Here is a 19,661-nt window from a genome sequence, read left to right on the forward strand (position 1 = left end):
AACTATGTAGGATGAATTTCATGGCCTCACGTGCTTTATTTGCGCTTACCGCAGCAGCCGCATTCGTACTTGCTAGTTGTTCTAGCACCGCGAATAATTCAACTGTCGACACCACTGCTTCGAAGGAGCAATCGCCAAATATCATTTTTATGATTGGCGATGGCATGGGCTTTGAGTTTATCTCAGCCTATCGTTATGCCATGAGCCAGCGCGGCACCGGTGAGCTTGCGCCAACGCCATTTGATGATCTGTTGGTGGGCGCAGCAACGACATATCCTGATGATGATACTTGGGTGACCGATTCAGCCGCTAGTGCAACAGCCTTAGCAACCGGCGTGAAAAGCTACAACGGTGCTATTGGCATTGATGCAGATAAAAACCCAAAACAAACTCTGATGGAGTTAGCTCGCGATAAGGGTTGGTCGACCGGTGCTGTTGCTACGGTGCAAGTAAACCATGCCACCCCGGCAAGTTTTTTTACCCATCACCCCTCGCGCAATCTGTATAACGATATTGCTGATTCTTATGCCCAGCAAGTGAGCGCAGGTGGTTGGAGTTTTGATGTACTTTTAGGTGGCGGTCACAGTTACTTCAAGCGTGACGATGTGAACTGGTTACCGCAGCTTGAGCAGCAAGGTCTCCAAGTTATTACCGAGCTAGAGCAGCTTGACGACGTATCGGCTAGCCCAGTATTGGGACTTTTCGCGGACAAAGCACTGCCCTTTGCCATTGATGATCGTCCAGGACGTCTTGCCGAGATGACCAAGCATGCATTGCGGCTTCTTGAAAACCGATCTGAGCAAACTGGCAAGCCGTTTGCATTGATGGTTGAAGGTAGCATGATTGATTGGTGTGGACATGCAAATGATATCGCCTGCGCCGTGCATGAAATGGCGGATTTCGCCGCTGCCGTCGAGGTAGTGCGAGATTATCTTGCTGATAATTCTAATACCTTATTAGTTATTACGGCCGATCATTCAACCGGTGGTTTAACGTTGGGTCAAGGGGGTGAATATGCTTGGTACTCAGAAAAAGTGATGGGTATTCAAAAATCGGTGGAAGCGATGGCCACTGAGTTAGTGCAACTACCGAAGTCAGCTTGGCGCGACTACTTAACGCCTGAGTTGAATCTGCCACTAACCGATAGTCAATGGCAACAACTGGAGTCAGTGACCATTGATGAGCAACTCAAAGGTCGCGACAAACTCAAGCCAGTTCATCAGGTATTAGTGCAGATTATCAGCGAACATACGCGTACCGGTTGGACGACTTCTGGTCATACCGCTGTCGATGTTCCTGTGATGGCCGTAGGCCCTGGTGCAGAAGCCTTCCGTGGCTACATTGATAACACCGATATTGCTAAAGCCTTATTGAAGCTGGTGCGTTAAGCGCACCAGCCCAATTCGTTAGCCCGCTGTTGGGCTAACGCTGGCACATCCGTTTTAACAAAATGATGATGGAGAATTTGCACACCTAACATGTGATTAATCACAGCATCAAGCTGCACCTTCTCATCAATCGGTACTTCGTCTGACTCATGACGCGCAAAAGTACGTTGCACTTCATCAAAATCAAGTAAGCCCGCTTCTTTCACTGCATCTTCAGATAAAAACTGTTCCGCAAGTTTCAATACCGCTCGCCACTTCTTCGGATCGGTATGCGCCGGCGGCGCCATAAACGCAAACTTTTCACGCTTATACAACGTCTCCGGCAACAACCCTTTCATGGCTTCGCGCAGCACATATTTCTCTTTATTGCCTTTAATACGCAGATGCGGCGGTACGGTAAAGGCGTATTCAGCAAGGTGATGATCTAAAAACGCAGGTCGTGCCTCCATTGAGTTTGCCATATCGACTCGGTCACCACCCCACGTTAATATCTGCCCTTCTAACATGGTTTTAATCCACACATATTGCGCGCGGTCGAGTGGATGACGTCCTTTTAACATGGTTTCATCTAATGTCGCGGCAATGGCTTTGCCGGCATCGTATTCTTGCAGGCCTTCTCGACGCTCGGCTGCAATTAACGGCAGTGCAACATCACCGCATGACAACCAAGGTTGAACGCAGCTTGGCGTGAAACCCATTTTGGCATTGAATGCAGCGCTTACAAACTCTTCGCGCGCTAACATGGCCCCTTTAAATAGCTTGTTGTTCTTCTCCAACAATTCTTGCCACGCTTTACGTTCGCTATCTGGTAAATGGTCTAACCCATGTAAAAACATATCTTTGCGAAATGCTGGATAGCCCGCAAAAAGCTCATCTGAACCTTCGCCAGTAAGCACCACCTTGTAGCCAACTTCGTTTACCTGCTGACTCATCAGGTACTTGGCAACACCCAACGTGTTATAGATGGTGCGCTCGGTATGCCAAATGGTTTTCACGAAATGGTCATAAAGGTCATCAGCTTTCAAACGCATAATGTGATGATCAGCGCCAGTTGCCTCAGCCATTTCTTGAGCAATAGGCGTCTCATCGTAGTCATCCGAATCAAAGCCAATGGTAAATGCCTTCACCGAAGTTTGTGTCGCCGCAGCTGACAAGCCAAGAATAGCGCACGAGTCAATGCCACCGGATAAATAGCAACCAACCGGAACGTCAGCGGTTAAGCGATGTTGTACCGCCTCTAATAGGTGTTCACGAACGCCGTCAATGTATTGCTGTTCATCCACGTCATCGCCCGGATACTCATGCTCTAGAGGAAAGTTAACATCCCAGTATTTTGACTCACTTAGCTCAAGTTTGTCGTTTTTGCGAGTCACTTTCACAACATGACCAGGAGCAACCTGTTTTACGCCTTTGAACGCTGTTGTACCTGGCACCATCACTTGAATTAACTGGTGATATAAACCCTCACTCGAGAACTCACGCTTCACCGATGGATGCGCAAATAGTACTTTAAGCTCTGAACCAAATACGACGCCATCTGCTGTTTCGGTGTAATACAGAGGTTTGATACCGAATCGGTCGCGCACTAAATACATGGCGTCTTCATTACGATCGTACAAGCCGAATGCGAATTCTCCGCGTAAATGTTTCAGCGTTTCTTCCAGACCTTCACGCGCGTACAAATGCAAGACGATTTCTGAGTCGCTTTTGCTACGAAAACGAGCACCTTGTGCGGTTAAATCGGCGCGAATACGTTTAAAATCATAAAACTCACCGTTGTGCGCCAATAATAATTGACCACTATCGCTGACAAACGGTTGCCGCGCGCGATCTTCGTTTAAATCGATAATTGACAATCGCGCGTGGCTGAACCCCACACCCGTGTTGTCGAGAATTTGATAGCCAAAACCATCTGGCCCGCGGTGATGCATGATGGCTGCCATATTTACCAAGGTTTGTGCATCTGGCTTCAGCTTGGCATCACGATTAAATATTCCTGCTATTCCACACATACTTACTCGGTCCTCTTTTATACGACGTCTATGACACGCTCAGCGCGTTCTACCATGCATGTCAAAAGGGCCATGCGTAAAAATACCGCACCACGCGCTTGGCTGAAGTACCAGTTATGCGTAGTGTGATCGAGATCAGTCGATAACTCCTCGCCACGCGCTAAAGGATGCAGAATAATCGCATCCTCTTTCAATGGCGATTTTGCCGTCAAATGAAAGGCGCTACCGTAGGTGTTAAAGGTATCGCCTTCCCACGATATGGCGTTTATATACACCACATCTAAGCTAGATAAGACCTCTTCGAGTTCAGTACTCGTTGTAATATGAATGCCTCTCGCTTCAAGTTCTTCCCGTTGACCTACGCCAAATAAATCAGTAGAGCTGGCTTCATCATGAATGATCACCAACTCTTCCACGGCATGCGGAAACACCGATAAACATTTAAGAAAACTGCGCACGGTACGCATTTTGTTCGGTACGCCAATCACGCCAATGCGAATCTTTGTGTTATTTGCAGCATCAATAAGTTCTGGTCGCCATTTAAAAATGGCATACATATCCGCAAGCGCTTGCGTCGGGTGCTCATCCACACCATTACCCGCATTAATAATGGGAATGCGCAGTGCATCCATCATTTCAAACAACGAACTTTCATTATTATCACGCAACACCACGCAGTCGCCGTAGTTATTGAACATTTCAGCAACGTCAGCCAAACACTCACCTTTGGCAATGCCAGTCGTTGAGCGATCGGTGATTGACATAATATCGCCACCGAGGCGATGCCAAGCGCTCTCAAATGAAAGCCGCGTACGCGTGCTTGGTTCGTAAAATGCGCTAATCAAAATTTTATTTTGTAACGGCGAGCTGAAACGCTTCGGGTTACTTTCAATTTTTGCTGCTAAGCGAAATAGCTGTTTCATGGTGTCTTGATCAAACTGATCGCCAGACACAATATGCTGATTCGCTAGTTTGACTAAATAGTCACCATCTTCCTGAATCACCCTGAGCAAGGCTTTCGGATGCGCGTCGCCATAGACATCAGGCCGCTCACGTTCAAATGAGACATCGTTCATATTCATAGTGTGTTACCAAAGTTGTTTAGAAATGAAATCTTTTAACCACAGCGCTATCAAAATGAGCGGCGCCATCGCTGCGAAAATAAGGCAAATCATCACTAACGCGCTAAATTCGGTTAATCCGAGCATTACGATGACTCCTGTAATTTGTTCCAATCAAAATTTTGCTTCGAGCGCCAAACACCTATCGCACAAACTGCTGCAGATAGCGCACAGGCGGTAAGTGCGGCGACATAAAATCCAATTAAAAAATAACTCACAAGGCCAAGCAGTGTGCCGCCAGCCATGGCCACTGCCGCGTATTTCCCAGATAGCTTATTTTGATATAAGCCGAAAACTATTGGGAAAATCGTACTGGCAACAAACGCACCGGCAAAATTCAATAAGGCGCCCAAAGTGGCAACCTGAGGTAAACAGAACAGCCAGGTCAACACGCCAATTCCAGCAATACAATAGCGATTAAACGTAAATAATTGCTTGTCGGTTGCCTTTGGGCGTAATTTTTTGTGGTAAAAGTCTCGCGTTACTAAATCGGATGTTGCTGCAAGTAATGAATCAAGACTAGACGCTAACGCTGAAAAAACCACGATAAACACAACAACGGCACCAACTTTACCAAGCACCTCAGCGGCAACCATCGGGCCTACCATATCGGCACTGGGAGGGAAAATGCCTAATTGTGGCGCAGCCAGCGCGATAAATCCGGTGACAATTGGAATCGGCAGCCAGAGCAAACCACCAAGTAAAAACGCTTTAAACGCAACGTTCCCTTTAAACGCGAGTGCACGAGACCACCACACATTCGAATGAAATATTTCGCCCAGGCCGAAAAATATATTGTTAAACAGAAACATAATGGCGGCTGGAAACATTAAGTCGAGTAATCGAGGATGATTCTCTGATAATTCGGTATGAATACTTTCGAGGCTCACCGTATCAATTAAAAACCAAGCAATACCAACCACCCCGATGATAATGATCAACGCTTGGATAAAATCGGTGGCGATGACCGCACGTAGACCGCCAAACAAGGTGTAGCCAACGCAGATTACCAGAATAGCCGTCATGCCAATGTGATAATCCAAGCCACTCAACGCTTCGAGTAATATACCTCCCGCCATACCAAGGCTGACGAGCCAACCGAAGGCATAAACCACCGAAATGACCATAAATACCCACCACGCCGCTCGACCAAAGCGCAGACGGATAAAGTCACCTGAGGTATAACCATGCGGCATTAAACGCTTTATACGCGCCGCAAGCGGTGCAAATAGAATAAGTCCCAGTGCGGCAAACGAATACCCCACCATACCCCAGATACCGAACTGATAGGTCAATTGCGGGGCGACAAGTGTGGTGTTACTGGTCACCCAGGTTGCCATCGCTGTTGCTGCGGCTAATGCGAAGCCCACGTTACGCCCCGCTAGCGCAAAATCTTCGTGAGTTTTATTCGCACGCCCTAAATACCAGCCAAATGCTATCCAGAGCAATCCAAAGATCACTACCAAACTGAGCCCAAGGGTACTATCTAATGCAAAATCTGCAGTTTCACTCATGCGCTCGGCTCCGACGATGTTGATGCAGAATGATCACGACGAGAATTGCAAACAGCAGGCCACCAAGGGCAAACAAGGTTAGCGCTTGTTCTAAAGCGTAGTGATCCACCTGAACGCGCACCACGTTACTTACCTGGTTACTTGACTGAATACTTGGCTGAGAGTTTTTCGGGCTTAGGCCGCCTGATTCATCCGCAACTGCGCGGATACGAAAGTAGTGATTACCGTCATCGAAGCCGGTGAGTGTCATACGTTGAAAATCACCAAACCAAGGATAAGTGCGCTCAATCTCACGAAAATCTTCGTCTGTTGAATACTCAACAATGAAACCTTGAGATGGTGATTCAGATAGGCTCAACACAAAATAGCCTTCGCGACTTGATTCTGGCGCAGATAACTCCGGTAGCGAGCTGTTCGCCAAATTGGATGGGTTGGTTTGGGAAGATAAAACGTAGGCAGAAGCGGGTCGCGCAAGCAGCGTGATGAGTAACAACAAAGCAATGTTTATAACGAACCTTGCGCGGTCTGGCACAATTCCTTCCTGTAGCCCTTTGTTCCTAGGCTACCAAGTGAGGAAAATCATTTCAACTTAAGGTATGCTCACAAGCAATGTCGTTTAGGGAATGTTATGCATCCGATTTATTTATGTAGCATGGGCGCCAATATCGCGCCAGAAAGCAATTTTGCTGCCGCTCGCGAGTCGATCTCAGAGCTGGGCAAAGCTTATTATTCACGCGCTATCTATACACAACCCGTTGATATGCGCAGTGACCATGACTTCCTCAATGCCCTATTTTTAATCGTTTCACCGTTAGACAGTATTGCTCTCAAAAAGCGGTTCAACGCTATCGAGATTAGTCTGGGGCGAGATCGTGATGATCCGCTTAGTAGTAAAAAAGATCGCCCAATGGATATCGACATTTTGGGTGAGCTGAACTCTGACCTAGTGTGGCAAGAAGTACCTGACTATTTGCAAGAAGTCGTTCCAAACCTTAAACCAATCGCTGATAAACTTGTTCAAACGCAAGGGGCATTACATGACTAATTCAAAGAAGTTTGCTTTAGTGACCGGCGCAGGTCGTCGATTTGGCTTAGCTTTGGCACATGCACTGCTCGATGAGGGGTATCAGGTACTTGCTCATTACAACACGTCTAAAGACGGCATAGATGAACTTGAACAGCGCGGTGCCATTGGTTTACAAGCAAACTTAGCAAACTTAAATGACGTGCATCAGTTAATTCAGGCTGTGCAACAACATTGCCCGAAATTGCATCTATTGGTTAACAACGCATCATGCTTTTTTGATAACCAACGTGTGGATGAAAGTGATGCCAATCTCGTCGCGGTATTAAATGTGCACACCGCAGCGCCCTACTTGCTGATTAACAAGCTACAGCAGCAGCTCACCAATGCCGAAGGTAGTGTCGTTAATATCACCGACATCTATGTTGATAGCCCCTCTACCGACTATATCGCGTATTGCGCAGCGAAAGCTGGTTTAGCAAGTTTGACACAAGCATTTGCCAAAAAATTAGCCCCAGCGGTGCGCGTTAACGCAATCCAGCCGGGGCCAATATTATTTTTGCCTGAGCACGATAGCCAGCACCGTAAAAAAGTACTCGCTGAAACACCACTGAACCTTGAAGGAGGTTTAGAGCCGATGATAGCTGCGGTGCGCTTTTTACGCGACAACCCATTTATCACCGGCGAATCCATCAAAGTAGATGGTGGCCGCGCTTTGACCATTTAGGCCGCAAGCATTTGTCTTAAAACATAGTGTAATATGCCGCCGCTACGGTAGTACTGCAATTCATTACCCGTATCGATGCGGCACTTCACTTCAAACTCAACGGCTGAGCCATCAGCTTTCTTCGCTTTAACTTTCAGCATCTGACCTGGTTTCAAATCACTATTGATTCCGACGATGCTAATTTGCTCATCACCCGTTAGTCCATGCGCTTGCACACCTTCGCCGTCGACGAATTGTAGTGGCAACACACCCATGCCAACCAAATTCGAGCGGTGAATTCGTTCAAAGCTCTCGGCGATAACAGCTTTCACACCTAGCAACGTCGTACCTTTTGCAGCCCAATCTCGGCTTGAACCGGTACCGTACTCTTTGCCCGCTAAAACCACCAACGGTGTGCCTTCTTGCTGATATTGCATGGCCGCATCATAAATTGCCATTTGCTTGCCACTTGGCACATGACGTGTAAAGCCACCTTCAACACCGTCTAGCATTTGGTTCTTAATGCGAATATTGGCAAATGTGCCGCGCATCATTACCTCGTGATTTCCGCGACGCGAGCCATATGAGTTGAAGTCTTTCACCGCTACACCATTTTCTTGCAAGTATTTACCTGCTGGTGAATCAGGCTTAATTGAACCAGCTGGTGAGATATGGTCGGTAGTAATAGAGTCGGCAAATACCGCCAGTACACGCGCATCTTTTACATCTGCAAGTGGCGCTAATGGCTTATCAATACCAATAAAGTACGGTGGATTTTTCACGTAAGTTGAATCGTCACTCCAGTTGTAGGTTTTACCCTCGCCGATTGGAATAGAACGCCACTCGTCGTCACCTTTAAATACTTCACCATATTCTTTGCTAAACATTTCGCCATCAACCAAGCGCACAGCTTCCGCAATTTCGGCACTGGTTGGCCAAATGTCTTTCAAGTACACCGGATTACCCGAACTGTCTTCGGCAATCGGATCATTACTCAAATCAATGCGCGTTGTTCCCGCTAACGCATACGCAACCACTAACGGTGGTGACGCTAACCAGTTGGCTTTAACATCCTGGTGAATACGCCCTTCGAAGTTTCGGTTACCAGACAGTACCGATGATACGGTTAAGTTACCTTCACGAATGGCATCGGTGATTTCATCCGGTAATGGGCCTGAATTACCGATACAGGTCGTACAGCCATAACCGACAAGGTTAAAACCGAGTTTATCTAAGTATTCAGTTAAACCCGCTTTGGCTAAATAATCAGTCACAACTTTTGAGCCAGGAGCTAACGAAGATTTCACCCAAGGCTTACGATTAATACCTTTCTCAAGGGCTTTCTTCGCAACCAAACCAGCTGCCATCATGACGCTTGGGTTTGAGGTATTGGTACACGAGGTAATCGCAGCGATGACCACATCGCCATGCGATAAGCTGTAATCTTTCCCCTTTACCTTAATTGCTTTGTCTGCTTCAGCTGACTGGCCATTGGTTTCTAAGAACAAATCAAAGGCTGAGCCCAACTGCGGCATGCCGACACGGTCTTGTGGACGTTTCGGGCCTGCCAAAGACGCTTCAACAGTACTTAAATCTAATTCTAAAGAATCGGTGAACACGGGTTCGTTACCTGAATCGCGCCACATGCCCTGAGCTTTGGCATAAGCCTCTACTAGCGCAATGGTATCGTCGTCGCGCCCCGACAACTCCAGGTAACGCAAGGTTTCTTGGTCAACTGGGAAGAAGCCACAAGTTGCACCATATTCTGGTGCCATATTACCGATAGTCGCGCGGTCAGCGAGTGGCAAATTGTCTAAGCCAGGACCATAAAATTCGACAAGTTTACCTACCACACCGTGTTTGCGTAACATCTGCGTGACGGTTAACACCAAATCGGTTGCAGTGACCCCCTCTGGTAATTTCCCTGTCATTCGGAAACCAACAACCTCAGGAATTAACATGGAAACAGGTTGTCCGAGCATTGCGGCTTCCGCTTCAATACCACCAACTCCCCAACCAAGTACACCAAGGCCGTTAATCATTGTGGTGTGTGAGTCGGTACCAACTAAAGTATCCGGCATCACATAAGTTTTCCCGTCTTGCTCTTTCGTCCAAGCAACTTTGGCTAAATACTCCAAATTGACTTGGTGACAGATACCCGTGCCTGGCGGCACCACGCGGAAGTTTTCAAACGCATTTTGGCCCCAACGCAAAAACTGATAGCGTTCGAAGTTACGTTCCATCTCTATGCGAACGTTCTCTTTAAAGGCTTCTGGCGTCGCAAATTTATCCACCATCACCGAATGGTCAATCACCAAGTCGACCGCCGACAATGGATTAATCTGATTCGGATCTTGGCCTGCTTTCGCAACAGCGTCACGCATAGCAGCCAAATCAACCACCGCCGGTACACCGGTAAAATCTTGCATGAGTACGCGCGCTGGTCGGTACTGAATTTCTCGATCTGAGCTACGCTTATCAAGCCATTTCGCTATTGCCTCAATATCCTCAGCCGTAACCGTGTCGCCGTCTTCATTGCGAAGCAAGTTCTCTAACAGTACTTTCATTGATGTTGGTAATTTCTTCACATCGGCAATGCTAGCGAGTTTTTCTGCTGCCTTCGGCAAGCTGTGATAGTGATAGGTCTTACCGTTTACTTCTAACGTACTTAACGTTTTCAAGCTGTCGTTGCTCGACATAGCTTACTCCTTTTTTAAACGATGCATCCCCTAAGCTTAGTCACAAATTTGTGGTTCAGCCATAGCGTTTATCTATATTCACTATGGGTATATTAATTGCAAAGATCAACCAACTACCAACCAACTAACATCTTGAATCCGTACCACATTACAAATAATTAAGCCTGATAAACAGCTAAGCATTTTGCTTCTGCGTACGTCATGCTATAACTGCTATGTCACTCTTTTGGAAGATTAAAGCAATGCCGCACGCGAAGCTCGCTCAATTTAAAGCTCTGGGAAAGTACATGGACTTGTTACTTGATGCGATCTGTGTAGTTAATCCGAGTGGTGAGTTTATTTATGTTAGTGCCGGTGCAGAGCGCGTATTCGGTTACCAACCTGATGAAATGATTGGGCAATCAATGTTCCAATTTATGCATCCTGACGATCACGATAAGACACGGAAAGTCGCCGCCGAAATCATGCAAGGCGTAGCAAAAGTAAACTTTGAAAATCGTTACATACGAAAAAATGGTGAAGTTGCTCATATACTTTGGTCGGCGCGCTATTCGAAAGATGATGATATTCGAATTGCCGTCGCTCGCGACATTACCGAGCAACGCCAAGCTGAAGTTGAACGACTTAAGTTATTGCAACAACTTGAACAGCAGGCGCTGTTCGACCCATTAACTGAGCTTCCAAATCGAGCGTACTTCTATCAAAAAGCGCTACAAGCATTGCAACGTCAAAGTGATATTGCGTTGCTGTACCTAGATTTGGATAAGTTTAAGCAGATTAATGATAGTTTTGGACATGCTGTTGGCGATCAGGTACTCAAAATAGCGGCGCAGCGGATTGTCCAGAGTCTGCGCAACCAAGATATCGTCGCTCGTATTGGCGGCGATGAATTCGTTGTTTTTCTTGAACGGGTGCAGTCCAACGAAGCTGCCACCGCTATCGCAGACAAAATTATCAACGCCTTTGTGGAGCCAATAGCAATTGCCCCTGATCAGTCATTTGAAATTGGCATCAGTATCGGTATTGCACTGTCGCATCAGCATGGTAATGACCTTGAGCTGCTTTTATTAAAAGCTGATAATGCCATGTATCGTGCGAAACAACATTTAAATCACCATGTTCTTGTGGCATCAGAGTAACAGCCAACGCTTGTGCCCAAGCGACAAGCTCTTATAATACACTGATTAGACCAGTTGAATTTCTGAAGGAACACGAATGAGTCAGGTATTGGATGATCTTCTTAACTTGTTGAAGTTAGAAACCATTGAACAAGGTATTTATCGTGGACAAAGTCAGGATTTAGGCTTTGGCGCCGTATTTGGCGGCCAAGTGATTGGCCAAGCTTTATCGGCAGCCAAAGAAACCCTACCTGAAGACCGCAAAGTTCACTCGCTACACACCTACTTTTTACGTCCCGGTGATGCGCATAAACCCATTATTTATGACGTTGAAAATATTCGCGACGGCAAAAGTTTTTCAACTCGCCGAGTGCAAGCTATTCAATACGGTAAACCGATTTTCTATATGACTGCGTCTTTTCAAATTGAAGAGCTGGGGTTTGAGCACCAAGACACCATGCCTGAAGTGCCTGGACCGGAAGGACTGGTTTCGGATATCGATATATACCGAGAACATGCTGAGCTCATACCAGAAGCAATCCGTAATAAGTTTATCTCGGAAAAGCCGATTGAAATGCGCTTCGTAACTGCGAATAACCCATTTAAACCAAAAGTGGATGAGCCGCGCCGTTACGTTTGGCTGCGTGCCAACGGCCCTATGCCGAATGATTCTCGGGTACATAAGTATTTGCTTGCCTATGCTTCTGATTTCAACTTTCTGCCAACGGCATTACAGCCGCATGGTTATAGTTTTGCACAACCGAATATTCAAATGGCGACTATTGACCACTCTATGTGGTTCCACAAAGATTTTCGCATGGACGATTGGTTGCTATATGCTATCGATAGTCCGGTGGCGACAGGCGCTCGCGGCTTGGTTAGGGGACAAATATTCTCCCGCGATGGCACCTTAGTGGCATCAACCATGCAAGAAGGTGTGGTACGAAAACACGGTAACTAAACATCCTAACCAATCAAAAAAGGCGCCGTCATGGCGCCTTTTTTATATCACTTTAATCGTTAACCAAGTGAGTAAAAGAAGCCAGCAATGGCTGCACTCATCATGTTCGCTAACGTAGCAGCTAATAATGCTTTAATACCCAAACGAGCAATATCGTGGCGACGGCTCGGCGCCATCCCCCCTAACCCACCAAGCAAAATTGCAATCGATGAAAAGTTTGCAAAGCCACACAGTACAAAGGTGATAATTACCTGGCTGTGCATGCTCAGTTGATCTTTGTAATTGACGAAGTCTAAGTAGGCAACGAACTCATTGATAACCAACTTTTGTCCAATAAAGCTACCCGCTAAATGGGCTTCATCCCAACTCACGCCCAATACGTAGGCGACCGGCTGGAACACATAGCCGAACAATTGCTGCAATGATAAATCAGGGTAACCAAACCAGCTACCAACCCAGCCAAACAAGCCATTGATTAACGCAATCAAGGCGACGAATGCGATAAGCATCGCCCCCACATTAATTGCCAACTGCACACCACTTGAAGCACCAGCGGCTGCGGCATCAATAACGTTTACTGAACGATCTTCGACTTCGACACTATCGGTGGCATCACCAGTTTTACCGGAAATAATATTCTCAATATCTTCACGCGGTTTTTCAGTTTCTGGAATGATCATCTTGGCCATCAGTAGACCCGCAGGTGCAGCCATGAAACTTGCTGCAATCAGATATTTCAGCTCAACCCCGACTCCGGCATAACCGGCCAGTACTGAACCTGAGACCGATGCCATGCCACCAACCATTACGGCAAACAATTCAGAGCGCGTCATGCTCGCAATAAACGGACGCACCATCATTGGTGCTTCTGTTTGTCCTACAAACACGTTTGCTGCCGCTGACATTGACTCTGGTCGGCTACTACCAATAATTTTCTGCAAAGTGCCACCCAGAATGCGGATGATCCATTTCATGATACCGAGGTAATAAAGCACTGAAATTAACGATGAGAAAAATACAATGACGCTAAGAACTTGAATGGCAAATACAAAGCCAAAATCAGCCGACGCTAAGCCGCCAAACATAAATTGAATACCAGCATTGGTGAATGCAATGACCTTCGCTACGCCCGAAGCTACCGCAAACAACACATCTTGGCCAAAAGGTACGTAAAGTACAAAGGCGCCAAGTGCCACCTGAAATGCAAATGCACCACCAACGGTGCGCCAACGAATATGTTTACGATGCGAAGAGAATGCGTAAGCAACCAATAAGATGATGGCAATGCCAAGAAAACTATTCATAGTATAAAAGCCGTTTTATTGTTTTTGTTATTCCGCCAATAATTGACGAATTTTTGATTTTATCAAGTCTATTGCAATCTCATTTTGGCCGCCACGAGTGACAACCAAGTCGGCAAACTGCTTGGACGGCAGAATAAACTCAAAGAAAGCCGGACGAACAGTCTCTTGATATTGCTCAGCAACCGACTGAATTGTTCGACCACGCTCTTCTACATCGCGAATCATACGGCGTAACAAACACACATCTAATGGCGTATCCATAAACACCGAGATATCGAAGAGTTTTCTAAGGTTAGGATCATTGAGTAGAAGAATCCCTTCCACCATGATGACCTTCCCTGGGTTAATTTTAATAGTTTCTGGCACACGCGTATGGGTCTTGTAACTATACTGCGGCATCGCAACCGATTCGCCTTGGCGCAGCTGCTCAAGGTGCTGCACAAGAAGCTCATGTTCAAACGCCGAAGGATGATCATAATTGGTCAATTGGCGCTGCTCAAAGCTCAGGTGACTTTGGTCGCGATAATACGCATCTTCGGCAAGAATCGCGATACCGTGCCCACCGAGCTCAGCAACAAGCTCTTGGTAAACAGTTGATGCGAAAAGACTTTTACCTGATGCGGAAGCGCCAGCTATGGCGATGATGGTTGTTTTTCCCACGCGTAACTTCTTTCATTTGCCCGACAACAGCGGGCAATTATCGTCGATTAGGCGGTTAAATGGAAGCATTGTGACAGGTTGACCGATTTTGTTACATTTTGACACGATCAATTCGTGTTCCCTATACGTAAGCTTCGGTATGATGCCATTACTTACAATTTCATAACGTCATAAAAAACGGGAACATAACTATGTTATTTCGTCATACCTTAACGGCAGTGGCCGTTGCGTCTGTATTATTAACTGGTTGCCAAGCCACAGCTGAGCAGCCAAAAACTCAGCAAGTTGCAGCTGCTCAACAGTTTCCATCGGTTGATATCAACTATGAAAGTTTCACTTTAGATAATGGCCTTCGTGTTGTTGTACACGAAGATCGCAAAGCACCAATTGTCGCAGTTAACGTTTGGTATGCGGTTGGTTCGAAAGACGAGAAAGAAGGTCAAACTGGCTTTGCTCACTTGTTCGAACACCTAATGTTTAACGGTACTGAGAACTACGATGACGAGTATTTCGGGCCATTCGAACGCGCCGGTGCCACTGACATGAACGGTACCACCAACAACGACCGTACGAACTACTTCCAGAACGTTCCAACACCAGCACTCGATATGGCATTGTGGATGGAATCTGACCGCATGGGTCACTTGTTAGGTGCGGTAACGCAAGAGAAATTAGACGAGCAGCGTGGTGTTGTTCAAAACGAAAAACGTCAAGGCGAAGCGCAACCATATGGCCGTGTATTTGGCTTCCTTGCTGAGCAAACATTCCCTGAAGGTCACCCATATTCATGGTCGGTAATCGGCTCAATGGAAGATTTGAATGCAGCATCACTTGATGATGTACATCAGTGGTTCAACGACTATTACGGCGCAGCGAACGCGGTTGTTGTCTTAGCGGGCGATATCGACGTTGCAACGGCGAAAGAAAAAATGCAAAAGTTCTTTGGTCATATTGCACCAGGCAAGCCATTGCAGAAGCTTGAAAGCTGGGTTGCGAAGCGTACTGGTACAAAACGTGCAACCATGGAAGACAATGTGCCTGCAGCGCGTGTATACAAACTCTGGAATACCGCTGAAATGGGTACCGAAGATTCAACTTATTTGAATTTATTAACCAGCATTTTAGCAAGTGGCAAGAACTCGCGTTTATATCAACGTCTTGTTCACGAAGAGCAAATTGCAAGCATGGTTTCAGGCTTCCAGTACGAGCGTACATTAGCCGGTCAATTCTTTGTGATCGCCGATGCCAAACCAGGCGTTGAACTTGAGCGTATTGAAGCAATTATCGATGAAGAGTTAGCGAAAATTATTGCTGAAGGCCCTACCGCGGAGGAACTAGCGCGCGTGAAGTTCTCAGATGTTGCTAACTTCGTTCGTGGCGCTGAGCGTATTGGTGGTTTCGGTGGTAAGTCTGACTTGTTGGCGGCCGGTGAAGTCTACCACGGCAACCCAGGCTTCTTTAATCAAGAGTTTGAAACCTTACGTAACGCTACGCCTGCAAATCTTCAAGCAGCTGCAAAACGTTGGTTATCTGACGGTGCATTTGTATTAAACGTTTTACCACAGCCGAAGTTTACCACTGCTGAAGCACAAGCTGACCGCTCGAAGTTGCCAGAAGTTGGTGAATTACCAGAACTTGAGTTACCAGAACTACAGACGTTCACCTTATCAAATGGCCTTGTAGTTGCCCTAGCTGAACGCCATGACGTGCCAACCGTTCAAATGTCACTGACGTTTGACAGTGGTTATGCATCTGACTTTGGTAAGAAAGTGGGTACGGCTAGCTTCGCCATGAGCATGCTTCGTGAAGGTACCGAAACTCGCACCTCGCAGGATATCGCGAAAGAGCTTGAAACGCTGGGTACTAATCTTTCAACTGGCGCAAGCATTGATACGTCGCGCCTGTCTATGGACAGTTTAGTCACCAACTTGGCACCGAGCTTAAATATCTTCGCTGACATTTTAGAGAACGCGTCATTCAGCGATGATGAAATTGAACGTAAACGCGCCAACTGGTTAGAAAACATTAAGCGTGAGAAAGCGAGTCCGAATACTCAAGCGTTGCGTATTCTACCGGGCCTTATATTCGGGGATAACCACGCTTATGGCGTGCCGTTAACCGGTTCTGGTACTGAACAGTCCATTACTTCCCTGACTCGTGATGACTTAATTAGCTACCGAGATACGTGGTTGCGCCCTGATAACGCACGTTTAGTGATTGTTGGTGCAACCACTGAAGCTGAAATCAAACCATTACTTGAAGAAGCGTTGGGAGAATGGAAAGCGCCAGCTACGCCGAAGCCAACTAAGCAATTCACTGATGTGGCTATGCAAACCAAACCACGTGTTTACATCATTGATCAGCCTGGTACACCGCAATCAACCATCTTTGCGGGTCATTTAGCCCCTGCTGACGATGCGCCAAATGCTGAAGTTCTGGACGTTGCCAACACCATTTTAGGTGGTAGCTTCACCAGCCGCGTTAACATGAACCTTCGTGAAGACAAAGGTTGGTCATATGGTTCGCGTACGATTTGGTCAGCCTATGACGAAGCTGGTTTATTCTTCACTTTGGCACCGGTACAAACCGACAAAACCAAAGAATCAATTCAAGAAATTTTGAAAGAATTGAATCAATATCAAACCAGCAAGCCAGCTACCGCGGAAGAGCTTGAGAAAGTTCAAATGAACAAGACCGCGAAGCTTCCGGGTGCGTATGAAACGAAAGGTGCTTTGTTAGGCGCTATTGTTGATACGTTAGATAAAGGTAAAGACATGGCGTGGTTAGAAAATTACGGTGAACGTGTGAACGCAATTACGGTCGAAGACGTGCAAAGTAATGCGCGTACACTCATCGATACTGACGCACTAACTTGGGTTATCGTTGGCGATGCGAAGCAAATTGCTGACGACGTTCGTTCACTTAACCTGGGTGAAGTTACCATGCTAGATAGCGACGGTAACGCCCTGTAGTAGATTTATTCTGCATGTAAGTGTTGGCCGCTCTTCGGAGCGGCCTTTTTTTTGAGCTTTTTCCAATTTTTATTCGTAGCGGTTACACTAACCATTCAACTCAAAACCATAAGGGATGTAACTATGGAAATGATCAAGACTCGTGCTGCTGTTGCTTGGGCTCCGGGCGAACCACTTTCAATTGAAGAAGTTGATCTGATGCCGCCTCAAAAAGGCGAAGTTTTAGTACGCATTGTTGCGACTGGGGTTTGTCATACCGATGCATATACCCTCTCTGGCGCAGATCCTGAAGGTGTATTTCCGGCTATCTTAGGTCATGAAGGTGGCGGTATTGTGGAAGCTGTGGGCGAAGGCGTTACCTCAGTTGAAGTCGGCGATCATGTCATTCCTCTTTACACGCCAGAGTGTGGCGAGTGTAAATTCTGTAAGTCTGGCAAAACCAACTTGTGCCAAGCCATTCGCAGCACCCAAGGTAAAGGTTTAATGCCGGACGGCACCACCCGTTTTTCAAAAGACGGTAAGCCAATTTATCACTACATGGGAACTTCGACGTTTTCCGAGTACACCGTTGTACCAGAAATCGCACTCGCAAAAGTCAGCAAAGAAGCCCCACTTGAAGAAGTCTGTTTGCTTGGCTGTGGTGTCACCACGGGTATGGGCGCAGTCATGAATACTGCCAAAGTGCAACCAGGTGATACCGTTGCAGTGTTTGGCTTAGGCGGCATTGGCCTTTCGGTAATTATTGGCGCGGTGATGGCAAAGGCGAGTCGAATCATCGCCATTGATATCAATGAATCCAAGTTTGATATTGCCAAACAGCTTGGCGCAACAGACTGTATTAACCCGAATGATTACGATAAGCCAATTCAAGAAGTCATTGTTGAGATGACTGATGGCGGTGTCGACTTTTCATTCGAATGTATCGGTAATGTCAAAGTCATGCGTTCTGCGCTTGAGTGCTGTCATAAAGGCTGGGGCGAATCTGTCATCATTGGCGTTGCTGGTGCTGGTGAAGAGATTTCAACGCGACCATTCCAGTTAGTCACAGGACGCGTATGGCGTGGTAGTGCATTCGGTGGCGTTAAAGGCCGTAGCCAATTGCCTGACTACGTTCAGCGCTATTTAGATGGTGAGTTTGAACTGAGCACCTTCATCACGCATACCATGGGGCTAGATGACATCAACGAAGCCTTTAATTTAATGCATGAAGGTAAATCGATTCGCTCGGTGATTCATTATGATAAATAAAATCAGCGAAACCAAAGCGTTTGGTGGTCGTCAAATTCGTTATGAGCACCAATCTAGCACACTGAACTGCACCATGCAGTTCAGTGTCTTTTTACCGCCACAAGCAGAACAACAATCGGTTCCAGCGCTTTATTGGCTATCAGGGTTAACCTGTACCGACGAAAACTTCAGCAGCAAGGCCGGCGCGCAACGTATCGCAGCAGAGCTGGGTATCGCCATGATTATTCCAGATACTAGCCCGCGCGGTGACGGCGTTCCCGATGACCCTGAGCAAGCCTATGATTTTGGGCTTGGCGCCGGTTTTTATGTGAATGCCACACAACAACCATGGGCAAATCACTATCACATGTATGATTATATAGTGACTGAACTCCCAGCGTTGGTTGAACAACACCTACCTGTCACCCAAAAGCGCAGCATTAGCGGTCATTCAATGGGAGGGCATGGTGCTTTGGTTATGGCATTGCGTAATCAAACTATGTACGCCAGCGTGTCCGCTTTTGCACCAATTTGTCACCCTACGCAGTGCCCTTGGGGACACAAAGCGTTTTCTGGCTATCTTGGCGATGATCGTGCGGCATGGTTGGACTACGATGCGACTGAACTGTTATTGAAGTTACGTGTGGCGCCACCGATGTTGGTATCTCAAGGCGAAGCAGATAACTTCTTGGCGGAGCAACTACGCCCTGATGATTTAGCCGCAGCGATAGCCGAAACCGGTGTTGAGGCGACGCTTGAACGTCATCAGGGTTATGACCACAGCTACTACTTTATTGCGAGCTTTATTGAGCAACATTTAAGGTTTCACGCCCAGTACTTACTTTAGTCATTGATGTTGCATTGAAAATAAATCTGGTCAAAATTTCTGCTCCTTGCTAAGGTAAATTTAACCCTAATTTGGGAAAGGTTTTAAGTTTACCGACAAGGAGCAGTA

At 46.7% G+C, this 19,661-nt stretch carries 15 protein-coding genes; 8 read left to right on the forward strand and 7 right to left on the reverse strand.

Annotated elements, in window-relative coordinates; all coding sequences use genetic code 11:
* The first annotated feature begins 20 nt into the window (after nt 1-20).
* The gene (locus D3795_RS04305) at nt 21-1,388 is read left to right on the forward strand and encodes an alkaline phosphatase (RefSeq protein WP_156266562.1); all 1,368 of its coding nucleotides are present in this window, start codon (nt 21-23) and stop codon (nt 1,386-1,388) included.
* Here D3795_RS04305 and asnB read toward each other — a convergent pair.
* The 4 genes from asnB to D3795_RS04325 all read right to left on the reverse strand — a co-directional run bounded on the left by asnB (nt 1,385) and on the right by D3795_RS04325 (nt 6,567).
* Entirely contained in the window at nt 1,385-3,400 is a 2,016-nt protein-coding gene (asnB, locus tag D3795_RS04310; RefSeq protein ID WP_156266564.1) for an asparagine synthase (glutamine-hydrolyzing), read from the reverse strand. The two genes, D3795_RS04305 and asnB, sit on opposite strands and share 4 nt — an antisense overlap.
* A gap of 17 nt (nt 3,401-3,417) precedes the next feature.
* On the reverse strand, nt 3,418-4,482 hold the full coding sequence (locus D3795_RS04315; RefSeq protein WP_156266565.1) for an aspartate/ornithine carbamoyltransferase family protein: 1,065 nt from the start codon (nt 4,480-4,482) through the stop codon (nt 3,418-3,420).
* Nucleotides 4,483-4,607: 125 nt separating this feature from the next.
* Nucleotides 4,608-6,035 carry a sodium:solute symporter family protein gene (locus D3795_RS04320; protein WP_156266567.1) on the reverse strand — a complete coding sequence of 476 codons (1,428 nt, stop codon included), beginning with the start codon at nt 6,033-6,035 and terminating at the stop codon, nt 4,608-4,610.
* The gene (locus D3795_RS04325) at nt 6,028-6,567 is read right to left on the reverse strand and encodes a hypothetical protein (RefSeq protein WP_156266569.1); all 540 of its coding nucleotides are present in this window, start codon (nt 6,565-6,567) and stop codon (nt 6,028-6,030) included. Before D3795_RS04325 ends, D3795_RS04320 begins: the two co-directional genes overlap by 8 nt.
* A 96-nt stretch (nt 6,568-6,663) precedes the next feature.
* Between D3795_RS04325 and D3795_RS04330 the strand changes: the two genes are divergently transcribed.
* Complete coding sequence (locus tag D3795_RS04330; protein WP_156266571.1) at nt 6,664-7,080, forward strand: 2-amino-4-hydroxy-6-hydroxymethyldihydropteridine diphosphokinase; 417 nt, start codon at nt 6,664-6,666, stop codon at nt 7,078-7,080.
* The gene (locus tag D3795_RS04335; RefSeq protein ID WP_156266573.1) at nt 7,073-7,786 is read left to right on the forward strand and encodes an SDR family oxidoreductase; all 714 of its coding nucleotides are present in this window, start codon (nt 7,073-7,075) and stop codon (nt 7,784-7,786) included. The genes D3795_RS04330 and D3795_RS04335 overlap by 8 nt, the downstream gene beginning before the upstream one ends.
* Here D3795_RS04335 and acnA read toward each other — a convergent pair.
* Nucleotides 7,783-10,464 carry an aconitate hydratase AcnA gene (gene acnA / locus D3795_RS04340; RefSeq protein WP_156266575.1) on the reverse strand — a complete coding sequence of 894 codons (2,682 nt, stop codon included), beginning with the start codon at nt 10,462-10,464 and terminating at the stop codon, nt 7,783-7,785. The genes D3795_RS04335 and acnA overlap by 4 nt on opposite strands.
* Before the next feature lie 242 nt (nt 10,465-10,706).
* Between acnA and D3795_RS04345 the strand changes: the two genes are divergently transcribed.
* The gene (locus D3795_RS04345; RefSeq protein ID WP_126758548.1) at nt 10,707-11,603 is read left to right on the forward strand and encodes a sensor domain-containing diguanylate cyclase; all 897 of its coding nucleotides are present in this window, start codon (nt 10,707-10,709) and stop codon (nt 11,601-11,603) included.
* A 76-nt stretch (nt 11,604-11,679) separates the two neighbouring features.
* Nucleotides 11,680-12,543 (forward strand): acyl-CoA thioesterase II, encoded by an 864-nt coding sequence (gene tesB, locus D3795_RS04350; RefSeq protein WP_156266577.1) that lies wholly within the window; start codon nt 11,680-11,682, stop codon nt 12,541-12,543.
* Between the two features lie 59 nt (nt 12,544-12,602).
* Here tesB and D3795_RS04355 read toward each other — a convergent pair whose 3' ends face one another.
* Together D3795_RS04355 and udk are read right to left on the reverse strand one after the other, a co-directional pair.
* On the reverse strand, nt 12,603-13,847 hold the full coding sequence (locus D3795_RS04355) for a NupC/NupG family nucleoside CNT transporter (RefSeq protein ID WP_126758546.1): 1,245 nt from the start codon (nt 13,845-13,847) through the stop codon (nt 12,603-12,605).
* 27 nt (nt 13,848-13,874) lie between these two features.
* Complete coding sequence (udk, locus tag D3795_RS04360; protein ID WP_126758545.1) at nt 13,875-14,507, reverse strand: uridine kinase; 633 nt, start codon at nt 14,505-14,507, stop codon at nt 13,875-13,877.
* 191 nt (nt 14,508-14,698) lie between these two features.
* Here udk and D3795_RS04365 point away from each other — a divergent pair, with 191 nt between their 5' ends.
* The 3 genes from D3795_RS04365 to fghA all read left to right on the forward strand — a co-directional run bounded on the left by D3795_RS04365 (nt 14,699) and on the right by fghA (nt 19,553).
* Entirely contained in the window at nt 14,699-17,479 is a 2,781-nt protein-coding gene (locus tag D3795_RS04365; protein ID WP_156266579.1) for a M16 family metallopeptidase, read from the forward strand.
* Nucleotides 17,480-17,602: 123 nt separating this feature from the next.
* A complete protein-coding gene (locus D3795_RS04370) occupies nt 17,603-18,727 on the forward strand; it encodes an S-(hydroxymethyl)glutathione dehydrogenase/class III alcohol dehydrogenase (RefSeq protein WP_156266581.1) in 1,125 nt (374 codons plus the stop codon).
* The gene (fghA, locus tag D3795_RS04375; RefSeq protein WP_310942409.1) at nt 18,714-19,553 is read left to right on the forward strand and encodes an S-formylglutathione hydrolase; all 840 of its coding nucleotides are present in this window, start codon (nt 18,714-18,716) and stop codon (nt 19,551-19,553) included. The genes D3795_RS04370 and fghA overlap by 14 nt, the downstream gene beginning before the upstream one ends.
* Nucleotides 19,554-19,661 lie beyond the last annotated feature (108 nt).

Origin of the sequence: Pseudidiomarina andamanensis (assembly GCF_009734345.1) — a bacterium.
GTDB classification, from domain to species: Bacteria; Pseudomonadota; Gammaproteobacteria; order Enterobacterales; family Alteromonadaceae; genus Pseudidiomarina; species Pseudidiomarina andamanensis.

Coding starts and splice junctions, on each gene's coding strand:
- D3795_RS04305 (WP_156266562.1), top strand. CDS start 21: ATGGCCTCACGTGCTTTATTTGCGCTTACCGCAGCAGCCGCATTCGTA.
- D3795_RS04320 (WP_156266567.1), bottom strand. CDS start 6,035: ATGAGTGAAACTGCAGATTTTGCATTAGATAGTACCCTTGGGCTCAGT.
- D3795_RS04330 (WP_156266571.1), top strand. CDS start 6,664: ATGCATCCGATTTATTTATGTAGCATGGGCGCCAATATCGCGCCAGAA.
- D3795_RS04355 (WP_126758546.1), bottom strand. CDS start 13,847: ATGAATAGTTTTCTTGGCATTGCCATCATCTTATTGGTTGCTTACGCA.
- tesB (WP_156266577.1), top strand. CDS start 11,680: ATGAGTCAGGTATTGGATGATCTTCTTAACTTGTTGAAGTTAGAAACC.
- D3795_RS04315 (WP_156266565.1), bottom strand. CDS start 4,482: ATGAATATGAACGATGTCTCATTTGAACGTGAGCGGCCTGATGTCTAT.
- asnB (WP_156266564.1), bottom strand. CDS start 3,400: ATGTGTGGAATAGCAGGAATATTTAATCGTGATGCCAAGCTGAAGCCA.
- D3795_RS04345 (WP_126758548.1), top strand. CDS start 10,707: ATGCCGCACGCGAAGCTCGCTCAATTTAAAGCTCTGGGAAAGTACATG.
- D3795_RS04370 (WP_156266581.1), top strand. CDS start 17,603: ATGGAAATGATCAAGACTCGTGCTGCTGTTGCTTGGGCTCCGGGCGAA.
- D3795_RS04335 (WP_156266573.1), top strand. CDS start 7,073: ATGACTAATTCAAAGAAGTTTGCTTTAGTGACCGGCGCAGGTCGTCGA.
- acnA (WP_156266575.1), bottom strand. CDS start 10,464: ATGTCGAGCAACGACAGCTTGAAAACGTTAAGTACGTTAGAAGTAAAC.
- D3795_RS04365 (WP_156266579.1), top strand. CDS start 14,699: ATGTTATTTCGTCATACCTTAACGGCAGTGGCCGTTGCGTCTGTATTA.